A 17158-nucleotide genomic window follows, 5' to 3' on the forward strand; every position below is an offset into this window, starting at 1 on the left:
CCGTCCGGGTTCCCGACAACGGCCCACCGCGTTTCGTCTCGGTCGCTGCGCTCCCTCGCTCAACGTCCGGACGGAGCCAACTCCCCCAGCACCTCGTCGATCCGCGCAGCGGTCGCATCCCAGTCGTACCCCGCCGCCGGCGCCTTGACGCGACGCGGCGACTCCAGGGCCAAGCGGATGGCCGTGGCCCACTCATCGACGTCGGTCGCGCTCTCGAGGGCGGTGCCGCGATCCCCCACCGTCTCGGCGACCGCCGCGCACCCGCTCCAGAACAGCACCGGGGTGCCGGTCATCACGCTCTCGAGCGCCGGGAGGCCGAATCCCTCGAGCGTCGACGGCATGACGGTCGCCGCCGCGCCGCGGTACTGGCGCGCGAGCTCGTCGTCGTCGATCCCGGCCAGCAGCTCGACGCGAGGGGCGATGCCGCGGGCCATGGCCATCCGCTGGGCTTCTTCGTGTTCACGCGCGGGCAGGAGCATCCGCAGCCGCGCCTCGGGAACCCGGGCGACGGCATCCACGACGACCGCGACGTTCTTGTGGGCGCGGAGGTTCCCGACGTACATGAGGTACGGGTCGTTCGCCGGTGCGGGCGGCACGTCCGCGCGGAACGCGTCCGAGCACCCGATGCCGGCGTTCACCACGCGCACGGAGGCGTCACCGAGCCACTCCTCGACGAGGGCCTTCGACGTCTCCGACACCGTGAGCACCGCTCCCGTCCGCCGTACGACCGGGCGCACGACGAGCCGGTAGTACGCGAGGTACTTCGCCCGACCGGGCCATGGCGTCTGCAGCTGGATGAGATCGTGCATCGTCAGCAGCTCGCGCGGCGCCCGGACGAACGCGTTGTACCCCGGCGAGTAGATGAGCCGATCCGTCGGAACAGGCCGCAGCGCGTCGGCCGGCGCGAGGTGATCGCCGTCGAGCCCGAGCGGAACCCATGGCGTCTTCAGCCGCGGCAGCACCTCCCGCGAGTAGCGCTGGATGCCGGCGATGCCATCCCACCGGGTGTCGATCGCGATCTGAGGCATGCGTCCATTGTGCCGCGGGCCCTCGAGACGGCAGCGCACGGACCGCGGACAGCACGGACCGCGGACACGACGGAGCGGGCGCCGCGATCGCGACGCCCGCTCCGCGGGGACTCACTCGAACAGCGAGAGGGTCAGCGTCGAGGTGTACGAGCCGGGCGCGGTGTCGACGGGCACCTGCAGCTTCAGGGCGGCGTCGGCCTGCCACGATCCGATCGCCTCCTCGCTCGTGATGGCCATCGCGAGCAGCTCGCGGCCCTCGAGGCCCACGTTGTTCGGCGCCTCCTCCGCCGACAGCGCAGGGGCGACGTCCGGGCCGGGCGCGACGGCGCCCGAGCCGTCCTGAGAGACCGAGGGCGCCCATCCGAGGTTCTCGGGGCCGATCTCCGCCTGGCCCGCGTCGCCGGTGAAGCTCGAGGCCGTTCCCTCCACCCACCAGTACGCGCCGTCGGGGATCTCCTCCGCCGTGCGGGTGTCGGTGACCGTGACGGTCGGCAGCGTGCCGGTGAACTGGCGCACCATCGCCGTCGAGCCTTCCTCGGTGAGGGGCGCGCTGGTCCCGGCCACGCTCATCGCGAGCACGCCCGTGCCGGTGTCCTCGATCTCGACCGAGACATCGACGTCGGTTCCGTCGCCGACCTGCTCCTCGGCGAACGCCGCGCCGGCGACCCCGGCGAGCAGCACGCCGCCCACCATCGCCACGCCGATGCGCGCCGCCCGGTTCTGCTTCTTCATCGAATTCCGTTCCTTCCATTGAGAGCCGCGGCGGCGAGCGAGCGCTCGCCGCCGCGGATGGGTCACTTGCAGCTGAATGCGGCGTACTCGGCGGTGGCGGTCGCGGACTCCGCGCCCTCCGCGGTGCCGACCGCCTCGACGGCGCCGGCCGGCACCTCGGCCAGACGCGTGTTGAACGCGATCGACACGCTGTCACCGGGCTCGACCGCACGGAACGTCTTGTTCCCGTAGGCGGAGGTCACCTGGATGTCCGCGGCGACCGTGCCGTCGTTGGTGGCCTTCGCGGCGAGCACGCCCTTCTTCGCCACGCAGCGGTCGTCGACGGTGAGCGCGACCGAGACCGGGCTCTCCTGGCCGCCCTCGCCCACCACCACGGTGGCCTTCGCGGTCTTGTCGCCCGCACGGTCGGACTGCACCGTGCCGGCTACCTCGAACTGCCCGTCCTTCGCGAAGCTCGCCGGATCGATCTCGGCCCACGTCACCGCGACGGTCTCCCGAGAGCCGTCGTTGTAGAGCACGGTCGTGCTCTCCGGCAGCGCCGGCGCGACGCCGACCCGTGTGTGCACCGAGACGGGGTCGACCTGGTTGATCGTCAGCTCGTTCGACGACCGCACCCAGACCGTGGCCTTCGCCGTGGTGGACGAGCCCGCGACGATGCCGCGGACCTCGAAGCTGCCCTCGGCCGCCACCTGCTCGGGCGTGACGTCCGCCCAGGTGACCTCGGCGAGCGCGCGGCTGTCGTCGCCGTACGTGACGCCGACCCGGTCGGGAAGCGACGGCAGCGTGCCGACGCCGGTGCGGACGTGGATCTCGTCGATGGATGCGGGAGCGGCGGAGAACACGTCCCATTCGCTGACGCCGATCGCCGAGTACGACGTGCCCGCCGCGTTCGGGGAGGCGTTGAACGTCGCGCGCAGCGCGGTCGTCGTCACCATGTCGAACGAGGTCTTGTTCGTGCCAGTGCGCTCGACGCCGTAGCCGCTCGGGTTGGGGACATCGACCCACGCGCCCTTGCCGTCGAGGTACTGGATCTTCCACGACTTCGGCACCGCCACGCCCTCGCCCGAGCCCGCGGCGGCGTCCGTCCAGAAGGTGATGTCCGAGCCGCTGACGCGGACGGGCTCCTTCCACGTGTACTGCAGCCACTGCGACGCCGGACGGCTGCCCGACCAGGTGCCCCAGATCTTCGACTGATCGCCGCCCTCGTTCACGCCGCTGCCGTCGTTCGCGGCTGCCACGTTGTTCCAGCCCGCGGTGTACGACGCGGTCGGCGTGGCCGCCGGGGCGATATCGGCTCCGCCGTCAGCTGCCTCGCCGCGCACGACGAGCTCATCCGACGACTCGTGCTCGCCGTCGCTCGCCGTGAGCCGCAGCCGGTACTCCCCCGCCGCGGTGAAGCGCACGGTGGTGTTCGCGCTGTCGGCGTCCGCGATGAAGGCATCGCCGCCCTCGGGAGCGGAGACGACGCTCCAGGTCGTCGTGAGCCGCTCCGACGGCGCGCCGTCGTCCTTCACGATCCCGGTGAGGCTGGCGACCCCGGCGCTGACGGCTCCGGCGCGCGTGTACGCGAGAACCGACGGGGCCGCGTTGCCGGCCGGCGAGACGGGCTCGCCCGTGTGGCTGACCTGCAGCTCCTTGATCCCGGTGGCGAAGCCGTCCGCGTGCTCGACGGTCACCCGGATGCGCGAGGTCGTCACCTCCGCGAAGCGCACCTCGTTGAGGTTGGGCTGCGGCACGGCGGGCGACTTGGCCGCGCCCGGCACGGCCTTCCAGCCGCTGCCATCCCAGTACTCGACCACGTAGCGAGACGGCTCGGAGTAGCCGGCGACCGTCGAGCTCGAGGAGGTGTCGTAGAAGTACGTGCGCACCGTGTCGACGGGCTGAGCGGAGCCGAGGTCGACCTCGAGCCAGTCCGTGGCGTTCGGCGAGCCCGCGGCTCCCCAGAACGGCTCGTTGATCGTCGTCCCGTCCACCGCGCCGGAAGCCGGACGGTTCTGCGCCGAGAACGACGCCTTGACCGGCTTGCCCGCGGCGAGGTTCTCCGCCGAGGCCGAGGAGATGTCCTTCCCGGCCTTCGCGAACAGGTCCACGACGCGGTCGTCGTCGTCGAAGGCGACCTGCTGGGGAGCGCCGAGGTCCACGGCGTCGGAGGCGAGCACCTTCGGGGAGGCGGCGTCGTTGACGACGTCCTCGTCGAAGGTCACCTCGCCCGTCTTCGGGTCGTAGACGACGTGGGTGAGCGTGTCGACGGTGAAGGCGCGCTCGCCGTCGACGAACACCGAGTACCCCTCGGGCACGTCGTCGCCGTAGGGGCGCTCGCCGTCACCGGGCTCGTCCCACGTGATGGTGAGGTCGCTGCCGTGGTACGAGAGGTTGTTCGCCGTGAAGTGCGGCCAGTCGATGTCGATCGGGTACAGCTCGATCTTGTCGTCCGTCCGGGGCTGGAGCCCCATGGCGTCCTCGATCATCGTGAAGTTCGTCGTGCCGAGGATCGTGTGGTGGATCCACGACCGGTAGCCGATCGCCTGCGGGTCCGTCGAGCCGTCGGCCCAGAACTCGTTCGCGTCGGGCAGGCGGTTGTCGCCGCCGTTCTGGTAGTGAGCCCAGGCGTTCCAGTAGAGAAGCTTCTTGTACCACTCCGCGTCGATGGCGTCGGTGGGATACTCGCGAAGCGCCTCCGCGATCATCCGGAACGTCACGGTGGAGTTGATGATCGAGAAGTTGTTCGTGCCGGGGTGCCCGGCCTCGGCCGCCTCGGCCTTGTCGGCCTGGTTCGCCGTCGTGAACGGGAAGATCGGATACTCGGCGTCGTCGCCGAAGAGACGGAGCGCCTCGACGTAGTCGTCGTCGTAGTCCGCGTCGCCCGGCTTCGGCATCAGACCGACCGAGAAGGGGTAGTAGTTGTTGATCTCCTTCCACGGGATGAGCTCGCCCGACTGGAGGTCGCGGTGCTTGATGAGGTTCTCGTCCGCGTCCCAGAGGTTCTCGAGAACACCCTTCTTCACCTTGTCGGCGATCGCGGTCATCTCGGTCGCCTTGTCGTCGCGGCCGAGCAGGTCGTAGGCCGCCGCCGCCGCCTGCGCTCCGCTGTACACGTACGCGGATTCCGCGCGCTCGTTGGTGCGGCGGAAGTAGTCGAACGAGACCGCGTCGGCGTCGTTGCCGGTCCACGCGTTCCAGTTCGTCTCGAGGAGGCCGTTGCCGTTCGAGTCATACGCGGCGAGCTGGCCCTCGGCGTCGCCCTCGGCGTAGCGGGCGAGGTTCTCCACGATGCCGAGCGGGCCGCCGTGCACCTGGTACGACTTCCATGCCGCCTCGGCGATGTACTGCGTGTGGCTGGCGTTCCAGTTCGCGGGGTCGCCGGGGTTGTCGACGAAGCGACCGCCCTTCGAGGTCTCCCCCGTCGACACCCAGCCGCCGTAGGAGTAGATCGGGTCGCGGAAGTACTTCAGGTCGTCGATGAACATGCCGACCGTGAGATCGATGGCGTTGTTGTAGCCGAGCGCGCCCTCGACGGCGGTGGGGAACTGGTAGGCGTTGCCGGGAGCGTTCGCGTCGAGGTAGTTGAAGCGCAGCAGCCACCACCGGTAGAAGAGCGTCTTGTCGATGTCGTCTTCAGGGGTGTCGAGGTAGGGCACGTTGTCGGCCCACCAGCGGTTGTAGGCGGTGACGTGCTGCGTGTACGCGTCGCCGACGGACGCCTCCGCCACCGCGTCGTACTCGGAACGCGAGTCCGCGATCTCGTCGGTGACCAAGCCCAGCTGCAGTTTGGTCGTGGCCGAGCCGCCGGCGGCGACGCTGACGGTCGCCTCGAGACCGGCACCCGAAGGAGCGAAGCCGTCGCCGGAGAAGCGCGGGTGCACCCGGGTGATGTCGTTGAGCGCGTCGAAGGTGCCGGTGAGCTCGTCTCCCTCGACCGTGGTCGCGTAGGGCGAGGTGGCGCGGAGCGCGACCTCGACGGCCGGCCCGGTCGAGCGCAGCTCGAGCTCGGTGACGAGCACGTTGGCGTTGGTGATGAACTTCGTCTGCACGATCTCGACGCCCGCGTCCGCGTTGCGGTGCACGCTGCGCCAGTAGCTCGGCGTCTGCTTGCGCTGAGCGGTGTCCTCGCGCAGCGCGATCTCGGTGCCGCCGACGCTCGCGGTGATCGTGTACGCGTCACGGCCGTCCACCGACTCCCAGTACGCCAGTTGTCCGCCGAAGCCGAGCTTCGACGGCTCGTGCGTCTTCATGAATGCGGCGCGCCCGCGGCTGAACAGCCACTGGTTCTCGTCGCCGAAGCTCCCCGCGGTCCCGGTGCGGGCGAGCATCCGGTCGAACCAGAAGTCGCTGCTCGCGTCCTTGCCGGCGCCCGCCGCGACATCGGCGTCGAAGATCGCCTGCAGCTGGTTGCCGACGGTGTACGCCGCCCCGGTGTCGGGGACCGGCTTGTCGCTGCCCGAGAACTCCGGATAGCCGACGTCGCTGTTGGCGGCATTCGCCGGCGATGCCGCCATGCCCGAGGCCAGCGTGCATGCCACGCCGATGGCCGTCCATACCCGCACGCGGCGGGATCTCTCCTTCGATGACCAGACCACTGTGTCTGCTCCCCTTCCCGCCGCGGATCGGCGCACGGTCAGCACACTAGGGAGGTTCAACAGAACACCGCAAGCGGTTTCGATAACTTTCGGGATCGTCGTGCGCACGCAGCGAGGAAGGGGGCTCCGCCAGTCGCGGAGCCCCCTTCGTCGTGCACGGATCAGCGCGTCGGCGCCGCCTCCGGGATCCAGATGCGCATGGTCGACGGTCCGCGCTCCGCCCAGTCGTGGTACGGAATGAGCGGCGCTTCCACGACCGTCGACGCGCCGCCCTCCGCCGTCTGGCCATACGGCCACGCGGCATCGGTCGACGAGCGGATGGCCAGGCGCGCGATCACGCGGCCGTCCTCCTCCCGCAGGGGGTCGGCTGTCACGAGGCCCGCGACGTCGACGCCCACGCCCTCGGGAAGGTCCACCGACTCGAGCGCGAGCACCTCGGGGCCGCGCTCCACGGCCACGGTTCCGCGGATCGCGTCGATGCGCGCGTCGGGGCGGGTGATGCGCGGCGACATGGGGAGCCGCAGCGTCACGCTGTCCCCGGGGGCGAAGTCGCGCGACACGACCGCGTAGCCGGGGGCGACGGCCCTCGTCTCCACCGCGCCTCCCGCTGAGACCTCGAGCGTCGCGCCCTCCGCCCAGCCGGGCACCCGCAGCGAGAGCGCCCATTCGCCGACGGCCGCCGACTCCACGATCACGCGCACCGCGCCATCCGCCGGATACGCCGTCTCGACCCGCAGGGTCACCTCGCGATCGGGCGCCAGCTCGGCGATGATCGTCGACGGCGCGTACTGATGCACCTGCACGCCTCGGGCGTCGCCCGTCGCGACGTACGCCGCCAGGCTCGCGAAGGTGCGCGCGAGGTTAGTCGGGCAGCACGACACCGAGAACCAGGGCGCCCGCAGCGACGACTCGGCCCGCGCGGACGGCACATCCGGGTCCACCGGCTCCCCCGGCGTGCGCTGATGCAGCGTGTTGGAGTAGTAGAACGCCGTTCCCGCCGAGGAGGGGGATGTCGCCACCACGTTGTACAGCGTGCGCTCGATGAGGTCGGCGTACTTCGCGTCGCCGCGCTCGAGCAGCAGGCGCCAGCTGAACTGCACGGAGGCGATGCCCGCACAGGTCTCCGAGTACGCACGATCCGGCGGCAGCTCGAAGTCCGCGCCGAACGCCTCGTCCTGATGGTGCGCCCCCTGGCCGCCCGTGATGTAGGTGCGGCGGGCGACGGTGGTGTCCCACTGCCGCACGAGCGCGTCCAGCAGCTCCTGGTCGTCGGTCTCGTCGGCGACGTCGGCCGCGCCCGAGCCGAGATAGTTCGCGCGCACGGCGTGCCCTCGCATCACCTCCGCCTCGCGCACCGGAACGTCGTCCTGGAAGTACGCCTGCCCGTACTCGATCCCGCCGAGCACGCCGGTGCCGCGCCGGTCGACGAAGAGACGCGCCTGCTCGATGTAGCGGCGGTCGCCGGTGACGCGGCCCAGCTCGACGAGGCCGGTCTCGATCTCGGGATGGCCGTCGACCGAGCGGATGCCGTCGTCGCCGAAGACGTCGCAGACGAGATCGGCTGCGCGCACGGCGACGTCGAGGAGCCCGTCGTCGGCACCGGGCGTCGAGCGCTCGCGAGCGACGGCCGCCTGGAACAGGTGGCCGAGGCAGTAGAGCTCGTGACCCCACTCGAGCTTCGTCCAGCGGCCGTCCTGACCGGGGCGACCGAACATTGTGTTGAGGTAGCCGTCGGGTTCCTGCGCGGCCGCGACACGGGCCACGGTCTCTCGGAACCGCGACTCGAGCTCGTCGTCGTGCTCGCGCCCGATCTCCCACGCCAGCGCCTCGAGGTACTTGTAGACCTCGGAGTCCGCGAACTCGCGCCCCCGCCGCCCCTCCGGAAGCGCGCCCGCCGCGGCGAGATCGAAGTTGCGGGTCCATCCCTCCCGCTCGAGCCAGGTGCCGATGTGCGCGAGGGTGGCGCGACGGTTGACCCCCTGCCGCTCGGCCCAGAACCCGCCGGTGATGACGACCTGGCGGATGCCGAGCGGACGCAGCGTGCCGGAGCTCGGCAGGGCGGGGGCGGCGGCGCCCCCGAGGGAGCGCGGCGGTGTCGTGATTGTCATGGTCATCCCTTGAAAGCGCCGGACATGAAGCCCTGGACATAGTGGCGTTGGAGAGCGAGGAAGAGGAGCACGCAGGGCACCGCGAGCACGGTGACGCCGGCGAGGGTGGCGCCGTAGTCGATGACGCCCATCGTCTGCCCGCGGAGGTTCGCGACGGCCAGCGGCAGGGTCATCCGGTTGGTGTCGCTGATGAGGATGAGCGGGGCGATGAAGTCGTTCCAGGCGGTGAGGAACGCGAACAGCCCCACCGTGATGAGCCCGGGCTTCGTCGCGGGCAGGAGCACGCGCCACAGCGCCGAGAATGTGCTGCAGCCATCCACGTGCGCGGCCTCGTCGAGCTCGCGCGGGATCGACTCGAACGAGATCCGCATCATGAACGTCGAGAACGGCAGCTGGAACATCGTCAGCACGAGAGCCACGCCGACGGTGGTGTTGCCGAGGCCGAGGGCGTTGAGGATGACGTAGAGCGGGATGAGCAGCGTCGCGTACGGCACCATCAGGATGGCCAGGGTCGTCAGGAAGAGCGCGTTCTTCCCCGGGAAGGAGAAGCGGGCGAACGCGAATCCGCCGAAGAACGAGATGACCAGCGTGAGCACGACGGTCAGGCCGGAGACGACGAAGGAGTTGCCGAGGTAGACCCAGATGCCGGCCTGGAACTCGGCGAGCGTGGCGTAGTTGCCGACGCCCCAGCCATCCGTCTGACTCGTGCCCGCCCGCGGGGCGAACGACGACACCACCGCCCACACGAGCGGATAGAGGAAGACCACCGCGAGCGCCGTGGTGAAGATGCCGTACGGAAGCGCGCGCAGCAGGCGCGCTGCGGTGGGCTTCGCCCTCGGCGGCCGGTCGGTGCCGGTGACGAGCACCCGGGTCTCGGTGGGAGCGAGCATGGTCATCTCAGCTCTCCTCTCCGCCGCGGAGCACCCGCAGCTGGAAGACGTTGATGAGGACGAGCGCGATCAGCACGATCACCGAGAGCGCGCCGGCGACGCCGAGATCGTTCTGCCCCTGGAACGCCATGGCGTACATGAGCTGCACGACCGTGGTGGTGCTGTTGTCGGGGCCGCCCTTGGTGAGGATGTAGAACTGCTCGAACGCGAGGAGCGATCCGGTCACGCACATGACGATCGTGAGCGCGAAGGTGGAGCGCAGCAGCGGGACCGTGACGTAGAGGAACGTCTGAAGGCGCGACGAGCCGTCGATGCGCGCGGCCTCGTAGACCTCGCCGGGGATGGCCTGGAGCCCCACCAGCATGAGCAGCATGTAGAAGCCGGTGAACCGCCACACGATGAGGAACACCGTCGCCCAGAGCGCACCGCCCGGGCTCCCGAGGATGGTGAACCCGGCCGACTCCATCCATCCGGCCAGCGGGCCCGCGATCGGCGAGTACAGCACGTAGAACAGCAGCGAGGCCGACGCGAGGCCGAGCGCGCTCGGGATGAGGAAGGCCGTCCGCAGGAACGAGCGCCACCGCGACGACTCCTGCACGAGCAGCGCGAGCCCGAGGCCCAGGCCGATGAGGAGCACGGTCGCGATCAGCGTGTAGACGACGGTGAAGCGGATGGCGTCCCAGAAGCGACGGTGGTCGACGGCCTCGCGGAAGTTCTCCGGGAGGTTCCACCCGCGGAATCCCGCGAGAAGGGGCCAGTCCGAGAACGACATGACGAAGACGAGGGCGAGCGGGATGACGAAGAGCACCCCGACGAAGAGGGCGGTGGGCGAGGCGTAGAGCCAGCCCTGAAGCGCCTGCGAGCGCCGGGTGCGAGAACGCGGGCGGGCGGATGGTGCCGCGGTGATCATGAGGATCCTTCCGGAAGGGAGCAGATGCGGCCGCCCCGGCACGGAGCCGGGGCGGCGGCACGACTACTGCGAGAGGATCTCGGTCAGGGCGGCGTTGTCCTCTTCGAGGGTTCCGCCGTCACCGAGCACCTCGTTGCGCACGAGCGTCAGCCAGGGGCTGCCGGCGGCGTTGAACGCCTCCTGGAAGTGCGTGGCGACGGGGGTGTCGCCCTGTGCGGCGACCTCGTTGATGGCCACCAGACGCGGGTCGGCGGAGGCGTACTCGTTGTCCGCCAGGTCGCCGCGGGAGACCGCGTTGCCGCCCTGCGCCAGCACGTCGACCTGCGCCTCCTCGGACATCATCCACGACAGGAAGTTCCACGCCTGTCCGGAGAGGTCGGAGTCCTTGGAGATGCCGATGCTGTCGCCGCCGACGAACGTGGAGGCTCCGCCGTCCACGCCCGGGAGACCGGCGACGCCGGCGTCGAAGCTCAGCGAGGGCAGGAGGGTCGCCGGGTAGGGCATGATCCCGACCTTGCCCTCCTGGAAGCCGGCGACCCAGGTCGCGCCGGTCTCGTCCTCGGAACCCGGGGCGAGGACGCCGTCGTCGGCGAGCCCCTTCCACGTCGCGTAGATCTCCTGCGCGGCGTCGCCGTCGAGCATGGCCTCGGTGCCGTCCTCGCTGAGGACCTCCTCGCCCGACGCCCAGATCGACGGGAACCAGGTGAACAGCAGGCAGCCGCCGCAGTTGAGGCCGGTCGCCGTGCCGGACACCCCGTCGAGCCCGAGCTCGTCGACGCCCCGGGCGATCTCCGCGAACTCCGCGATGCTCTCCGGCGCCTTCTCGGGGTCGAAGCCCGCCTGCTCCACGAGGTCCTTGTTCCACATCATCACGGAGAGGTCGAGCACGAAGGGCAGGCTGTACTCGGCGTCGTCGATGGTGCTGGCCGACATGTGACCGGGGTTGATCTCGTCCGCGTAGTCCAGCTGGTCCACGAGCGGCGCGATGTCCTGGAACAGTCCCTGCTCGGCCCAGTTCGGCACGTAGACGACGTCGGCGGCGAACAGGTCGGGCAGGCCGCCGGAGCCGGCCGCCGCGCCGACCTTCGCGACGTAGTCGTCGTTCGGCACGACGGTGAGCTCGACCTGGTTCTCGTGCGAGTCGTTGTACGCCTCGACGAGCAGCTTCGCCTGCGCCTCGATCGGCGCGCGCGTCCACAGGGTGAGCGTCGAGCCGTCGTCAACGCCCTCGGCGGGGATCTCCGCCGCTGCGGTCTGGCCGCCCGAGCCGGCGCAGCCGGCGAGGCTCGCGGCGAGCAGGCCCGCAGCGGCGAATCCGGCAGCGCGCGCCACTGCGCTGCGCCGAATGGTCTTCATCATGTGATGCTCCTTGGCTCCTCATCGAGCGAGCCCACCGCGACCGGGGGGTCGGTGTGCTCTCGGGTATGGCGACGAAAGATTCCGAAACGCCTTTCGGCACCATATCGAGCGGCCTGCGCGGACGTCAAGGGGAATTTTTCGCGTGCGTTCGATGGCGCTTTCGGCGTTTTCGTGTGGCACGCTTTGGGAATGATCGATGAGAGTCCGAAGCGCGCGGCGACGCTGAACGACGTCGCCGAACGCGCGCGCGTCTCGCTCGCCACCGCCTCGAAGGCGCTCAACGGGCGAGCGGATGTCGCGGAGCGCACCCGGGAGCGGGTGCTCGCCGCCGCGGCGGCGCTGGAGTTCACCCCGAACGCCGTCGCACGGGGACTCACCTCGGGCCGCACGGGCACGGTGGGTCTGCTCACGAGCGACCTCGAGGGCCGCTTTATGATCCCGATCCTGATGGGCGCCGAAGACGCCTTCGGTGCGGGGAAGATCGACGTCTTCCTCTGCGACGCCCGCGGCGATGCCGTGCGCGAGCAGCACCATCTGCGGGCGCTCCTCAGCCGTCGTGTCGACGGGATCATCGTGGTCGGCGACAACACCGACCCCCGCCCCAGCCTGGGGCGCAACCTCCCGGTGCCGGTCGTCTACGCGTACGCGCCCTCCGACGACCCGAAGGATCTGTCGCTCACACCCGACAACGTCACGGGCGGACAGGAGGCCATCGAGCATCTGGTGGCGTGCGGTCGCTCCCGCATCGCGCACATCGGCGGAGACCCCGCGTACGCCGCCGCGCGAGACCGTCTCAAAGGCGCGCAGCAGGCGCTCGCCGCCGCGGGGCTCTCCTTCGTCGGCACGCCGATGCTCTCCGAGTGGTCGGAGCGCTGGGGTCGGGCCGCCACCGCGATGCTGCTCGACCGCCATCCGGAGATCGACGCGATCTTCTGCGGCTCCGACCAGATCGCCCGCGGCGCGCTCGACGTGGCGCGGGATCTCGGCCGCGACGTGCCCGCCGACATCGCCGTCATGGGCTACGACAACTGGACCCTGCTCGCCGAGGCGTCGCGCCCGGAGCTGACGAGCGTCGATGCGAACCTCCAGGAGCTCGGCCGCGCGGCCGCGCAGCGCATCTTCGACGCCCTGGACGGGACCCAGCAGCAGCCGCGCGGCGTGCACCACCTCCCGGTGCGCACGGTCATCCGCGGCTCGACGGTCCCCCGCCGCTGACGACGGGGGGAGCGGCCGCCGCGGCGACCGCTCCCCCCGTGCCGCGTCAGCGGCAGCTCACCAGCTCGTACGCGGACTCGGCCGCGAACGTGCTGCCGTCCTCGGCCTCGCCGGTGATGCGGACGACGTCGGCGTCGGCCTCGCCGCGCACCGCGAAGGCGAACGACTTCCGGGCGCCGACTGCGAGGTCGTCGACCTCGCGCGTGCCGTAGGGCGTCTCGATCACGACGTCGGCGGCGATGTCGTCGACGTTCTCGACCGAGACGAGGAGCTGCGTCCGGCCGGCCGCGCAGCGCGTGCTGGCCTCCGACTCCAGCTGCAGCCCGCTCGCGCGCGGCAGTTCGACGGTGACGTGCGTCTCCACGTTGCCGGCGGCATCCTGCGCCTGCACGTGCACGTACCGCGGCTCGTCGCCGAGCTGCACCGTGAAGGGCTCCTCGTACGTCGCGTACATGTTGTTCGATTCGCCCGTCGGGGACGGGTCAGGGCCGTCCGACCACACCACGCGGGTGACGCCCGAGCCGAGCTCGCCGTCATCCGCCGCGAGCGTCACCGTGGCCGACGAGCCGTCGACGACGAAGTCGACCGCGGTCTGCGGGGCGACGGTGTCGATGCGGATGGTCTCGGCCGCTTCGCCGACGGCGCCGTCCTCGCTCGTCGCGCGGGCTGTCACCGTCACCTCGCCTTCGCGATCGATGGCGATCGGCTCGGTGTAGGGCTGCCACGTCTGCCCGTCGAGGGTGTACTCGACGGTCGCGACGGGGCTCGCCGTCTCCTGTGCCGTGATGGTCGCGGTCGGAGCGGTCGTGTACCAGCCCGCGCCCTGCGGAGCACCGTCGAACTCGATCGAGACGAGCGGCGCGTCCTGCACCACGGGCTCCACGACGAAGACTGTGCCCACCGCGCCGGGGGCGTACCCGGCGACGGCGCCGGCGACGTCGAAGATGGCATCGATCTCGGCGTACAGGCCGGGCTCGATCGCCTCCCACGTCACCGGCACGGCGCCGCGGGTGTCGTCGTCGTACGTCGCTGTGACGGTGCGCGGCAGCACCGGCTCGACGCCCGGGGTCGTCAGCGTGACGGCGTAGTCGACGTCCGCGATCACGTCCGAGAGCGTGTCGGCGACCGACACGGTGGCGGCGACCTCCTGGCCGTCGAAGCCCGCGGGATCGCCCACGACCTCGATCGTGCCGGCCGCCGCGTAGTCGGCCGCGTCGACGGTCTCCCACTCGACGTCCACGTACTCGAGCGGCCCGTTCTCCTGAAGGACCCACACCTCGTCGGGCAGCGCGGGCGCAGTGCCCGTCGTCGTGCGCACGGCGACGTGCTCGGCTTCGAGGAACGCGGTCGGGTCCTCGGGCTCCGGCTCGGCGACGGGTGCGTCGAAGCCGGTGACCTGCCACTCGATGACGCTCGTGGCCTTGAACTCGCCGCCCACCTGCGCACGGTCGAGGGTGAGGCGGAGGGCGTCGGTCGTGACGGCATCGAACTCGGCGGTCACGGCTGGCAGCGACGACACGGGAGCCGCCTCGTCGAGGACGGGCAGCGGGTAGACGAGGTCGTCACCTGCCACGGGCACCCACGCCCCCGACGGGTCGCGGTACTCGATGTGCCACGCCTCCGGGATCATGACGCCGGAGTCGCCGGTGAGGTGGTTCTGCCACAGGTGCAGCGTGGACGAGCTCACCGTCACGGGCGACTCCCACGTGTAGGTGGCCTGATCCTGCTCCGGAGCTTCGGGGTCGCCCCACGTTCCCCACATCCGCGTGTAGTCGTTCGTGGCGGCCGTCGCGCCGTCGTTCAGCGCGACGGCGGAGTTCCAGCCCGTGACGTAGCTCACCTCGACGGATGGCGCGTTCTCGCGATCCGCTCGGCTCACGTCCACGAGGTCCTCCGCCGCGGCGGGCTGCGCGACCGCCATGCCCGCGGCGAGCGCGAGCATGGCGCTTGCCGCGACCATGGCGAGCGCGGCGGGCAGACGCCTCTGCGGCGCGCCCCCGGCCATCCGCTCTCTGTCGATCATCGTTCCTCGCATGTCAGCTCTCCATCGGGGCGCGGCCGGCGGCCAGCAGGATCTTCTGCCGACTGCGGGTGGTCAGCAGGCCGCTCGAGACGTAGTCCGCGCTCACGGCGGCGACCGCCTCGAGGAACGCCGACCGGTCGGCGAAGGGCGCCTGCGCCCAGATCTCGTCGAGGAGGGTCGTCTCGTCGCGGCGCGGGTTGGCGACGCCCGAGTCGCGTCCCGCGAAGCTCACGGTCGGCTCCTGCCGCTGGAAGTACATGTGGTACGCCACATCGCGGCCGGCGTATGCGGGTTCGAAGGAGAGGTCGCCGATCGCGAACACGTTCCCGTCCCGCTTCGCGACGCCGCGGGTCACCGTGCCGTCGAGCCCCAGGTGGTCCGCGAGAGACACCTTGAGGTAGTTCGTCGAGGAGCTCACGGCGGTGAGCACGACCGGTCCGTACATGAGCGCCTGGATGTCCGCTCGGTCGGGGGTCGCCTCGGGCCGCAGGCGGAGCGGGATGCGCACGGCGATCACGTCACCGGCCGCCCATGTCCGCGAGATCGTCGCGTACGAGCCCGGCGCGATCTCGGCGTCGGCCGGCTCGCCGTTCACGGTGATCTCGACGCCGGTCGACCATCCGGGAACGCGCAGGTGCACGTCGAGCGGCCCGCTCGGCGCCGTCACGATCGTGAGGGTCGAGGTCTCCCCTTCCGGGTACGACGACTCCTGGCGCAGTTCGAGGCCGGTCTCCTCCCAGACGAGCGTGGAGGCGAGGTAGAGGTTGACGTAGAGCTCCGACTGGTCGGCGGAGCGGAAGTAGATGCCCTCCTGGTACTTCACGTGGCTCTCGAGCCCGGTGCCGCCGCAGCAGGTGCCGATGTTGCCGTTGCCGTACTCCTTGCGCGCACCGGGGTGCACGGGGAACATGTACAGGTTCTCGGGACCCGTCGTCGACTCGCGGTTGCGCCTGCCGCCGAGGATGTGGTTGAGGACCGTCCGCTCGAAGTAGTCCATGTAGCGCGCGTCGGGCTCGTCGAAGAAGAGCCCGCTCGCGACCTTCAGCATGTTGTAGGCGGCGCACGACTCCGCGTTGCGCGGACCGATGTCGCCGGCGACGCTTCCCGCCGGCCCCCACAGCTCGCCCTCGCCCGTGCCGCCGTGTGCATACATGCGTCCCGGCACCACCATGTCGTACATCCCGCGGGTGGCGTCGATGAAGTGGCGGTCGCCCGTCTCCGCCGCCAGCTTGAGATAGCCGGGGAACTGCGGGATGTGCTGGTTGGCGTGCTTGCCGTTCAGGATGTCGGTGCCCGCCGCGCACGCGTCGACGAGCGACCGCAGCGTGAAGCGGTCGGCGGCGTCGAGGAACTCCTGCTTGAGCGGGTCGGCCGAACGCCAGTAGAGCTCCACCAGCACCTCGTTCATGCCGCCGTACTCGCCCGCGATGTAGGAGCCCCACATGCGGTCGAGCTGCGCCTGGGTGCAGCGGGACAGCCGCGATAAGACCCAGTGCCCGATGCCCTCGGCGAGCTCGAGCGCCTTCGCGTTGCCCGCCAGCGCGTGGGCGTCGAGCAAGCCCGCCAGGATCTTGTGGAGCGTGTAGTACGGTGCCCAGATCTCCCCATAGGGCGCGTACTCCTCGAGGGCGGAGAACTGCCACTCGCCGTACGCCGACAGGAAGCCGGGGTGCGAGTATCGCGGCGCTCCGTCGAACTCCTGGGCGGCCAGCGCCGCGCGGCACTCCTCCAGCCCGTCCACGATCGCGTTCACCTTGTCGAGCAGCGCCGTCTCTCCGGTCGCCGCGTACGCCATCGAGACGCCGCTGAGGAAGTGGCCGCCGTAGTGGCCGCGCAGCAGCCCGCCCGCGCCGCCGGTGTTCTGGCCGCGCTTGTACTCCCGCGGCCCCCACCGTTGGGCGTCGGGAGCCGGACCGTACTCCTCCCATCCCCCGGGCGGCGTCGCGCCCGCGGTCGCGAGGCCCGCGTTGCGTCGGTAGACGGCGAGGATCTTGTCCACCGGGTAGGCGCGGAAGAGCACGAGATGCTGGTCCAGCGCGCGCGTGAAGACGCTCTTTCCGAGCTTCACGGCGCTGAGCGGGAACGGGCGCACTTTCCACGCCTCCGGGTACACGAGGGTCTGGCTCGCGCGCACGGCGCCCATGGCATGCGTGTGTCCCGGCGTGCGGAAGGCCGCCGCGCTCGGACCGGCGGCGCGGGCGGCCTGCTCACCGAGCACGGCGGTGCCGGCGACGATGCCGGCGAAGGCCAGCCCGCCGCGCAGCACGTGACGGCGCGTGACGGGTGATCGTCGGGTGACGGTCATAGGGATTTCCT

10 protein-coding genes are annotated in these 17158 nt (G+C 70.8%); 1 reads left to right on the forward strand and 9 read right to left on the reverse strand.

The genetic code is table 11. From position 1 onward, the window contains the following. Nucleotides 1-59: 59 nt before the first annotated feature. From D7D94_RS07595 to D7D94_RS07625, 7 genes are all read right to left on the reverse strand, one after another. Nucleotides 60-1028 (reverse strand): glycosyltransferase, encoded by a 969-nt coding sequence (locus D7D94_RS07595; protein ID WP_156242037.1) that lies wholly within the window; start codon nucleotides 1026-1028, stop codon nucleotides 60-62. 111 nt (nucleotides 1029-1139) lie between these two features. After that, the gene (locus D7D94_RS07600) at nucleotides 1140-1760 is read right to left on the reverse strand and encodes a hypothetical protein (RefSeq protein WP_156242038.1); all 621 of its coding nucleotides are present in this window, start codon (nucleotides 1758-1760) and stop codon (nucleotides 1140-1142) included. A 62-nt stretch (nucleotides 1761-1822) separates the two neighbouring features. Next, the gene (locus D7D94_RS07605; protein WP_246171727.1) at nucleotides 1823-6337 is read right to left on the reverse strand and encodes an Ig-like domain-containing protein; all 4515 of its coding nucleotides are present in this window, start codon (nucleotides 6335-6337) and stop codon (nucleotides 1823-1825) included. Nucleotides 6338-6498: 161 nt separating this feature from the next. Continuing rightward, nucleotides 6499-8445 carry a glycoside hydrolase family 127 protein gene (locus tag D7D94_RS07610; protein ID WP_216648642.1) on the reverse strand — a complete coding sequence of 649 codons (1947 nt, stop codon included), beginning with the start codon at nucleotides 8443-8445 and terminating at the stop codon, nucleotides 6499-6501. A 2-nt stretch (nucleotides 8446-8447) separates the two neighbouring features. Then, nucleotides 8448-9341, reverse strand: a complete 894-nt coding sequence (locus tag D7D94_RS07615; protein ID WP_173024250.1) for an ABC transporter permease subunit — start codon at nucleotides 9339-9341, stop codon at nucleotides 8448-8450. A 1-nt stretch (nucleotide 9342) separates the two neighbouring features. Beyond that, on the reverse strand, nucleotides 9343-10245 hold the full coding sequence (locus tag D7D94_RS07620) for a carbohydrate ABC transporter permease (RefSeq protein WP_156242040.1): 903 nt from the start codon (nucleotides 10243-10245) through the stop codon (nucleotides 9343-9345). A gap of 63 nt (nucleotides 10246-10308) precedes the next feature. Next, on the reverse strand, nucleotides 10309-11604 hold the full coding sequence (locus tag D7D94_RS07625) for an ABC transporter substrate-binding protein (RefSeq protein WP_216648643.1): 1296 nt from the start codon (nucleotides 11602-11604) through the stop codon (nucleotides 10309-10311). Nucleotides 11605-11793: 189 nt separating this feature from the next. Here D7D94_RS07625 and D7D94_RS07630 point away from each other — a divergent pair, with 189 nt between their 5' ends. Then, entirely contained in the window at nucleotides 11794-12819 is a 1026-nt protein-coding gene (locus D7D94_RS07630) for a LacI family DNA-binding transcriptional regulator (protein ID WP_156242041.1), read from the forward strand. A gap of 46 nt (nucleotides 12820-12865) precedes the next feature. Here D7D94_RS07630 and D7D94_RS07635 read toward each other — a convergent pair whose 3' ends face one another. Together D7D94_RS07635 and D7D94_RS07640 are read right to left on the reverse strand one after the other, a co-directional pair. After that, a complete protein-coding gene (locus D7D94_RS07635; RefSeq protein ID WP_173024251.1) occupies nucleotides 12866-14842 on the reverse strand; it encodes an OmpL47-type beta-barrel domain-containing protein in 1977 nt (658 codons plus the stop codon). 13 nt (nucleotides 14843-14855) lie between these two features. Continuing rightward, nucleotides 14856-17147: a glycoside hydrolase family 127 protein gene (locus tag D7D94_RS07640; RefSeq protein ID WP_156242043.1), complete on the reverse strand. Its 2292-nt coding sequence runs from the start codon at nucleotides 17145-17147 to the stop codon at nucleotides 14856-14858. Nucleotides 17148-17158 lie beyond the last annotated feature (11 nt).

Origin of the sequence: Microbacterium oryzae, from assembly GCF_009735645.1 — a bacterium.
GTDB lineage: Bacteria > Actinomycetota > Actinomycetes > Actinomycetales > Microbacteriaceae > Microbacterium > Microbacterium oryzae.

Excerpts from the sequence above, each read along its gene's own strand:
- D7D94_RS07595 (WP_156242037.1), bottom strand. The coding sequence starts at position 1,028 with ATGCCTCAGATCGCGATCGACACCCGGTGGGATGGCATCGCCGGCATC.
- D7D94_RS07600 (WP_156242038.1), bottom strand. The coding sequence starts at position 1,760 with ATGAAGAAGCAGAACCGGGCGGCGCGCATCGGCGTGGCGATGGTGGGC.
- D7D94_RS07610 (WP_216648642.1), bottom strand. The coding sequence starts at position 8,445 with ATGACAATCACGACACCGCCGCGCTCCCTCGGGGGCGCCGCCGCCCCC.
- D7D94_RS07615 (WP_173024250.1), bottom strand. The coding sequence starts at position 9,341 with ATGACCATGCTCGCTCCCACCGAGACCCGGGTGCTCGTCACCGGCACC.
- D7D94_RS07620 (WP_156242040.1), bottom strand. The coding sequence starts at position 10,245 with ATGATCACCGCGGCACCATCCGCCCGCCCGCGTTCTCGCACCCGGCGC.
- D7D94_RS07625 (WP_216648643.1), bottom strand. The coding sequence starts at position 11,604 with ATGATGAAGACCATTCGGCGCAGCGCAGTGGCGCGCGCTGCCGGATTC.
- D7D94_RS07630 (WP_156242041.1), top strand. The coding sequence starts at position 11,794 with ATGATCGATGAGAGTCCGAAGCGCGCGGCGACGCTGAACGACGTCGCC.
- D7D94_RS07635 (WP_173024251.1), bottom strand. The coding sequence starts at position 14,842 with ATGATCGACAGAGAGCGGATGGCCGGGGGCGCGCCGCAGAGGCGTCTG.
- D7D94_RS07640 (WP_156242043.1), bottom strand. The coding sequence starts at position 17,147 with ATGACCGTCACCCGACGATCACCCGTCACGCGCCGTCACGTGCTGCGC.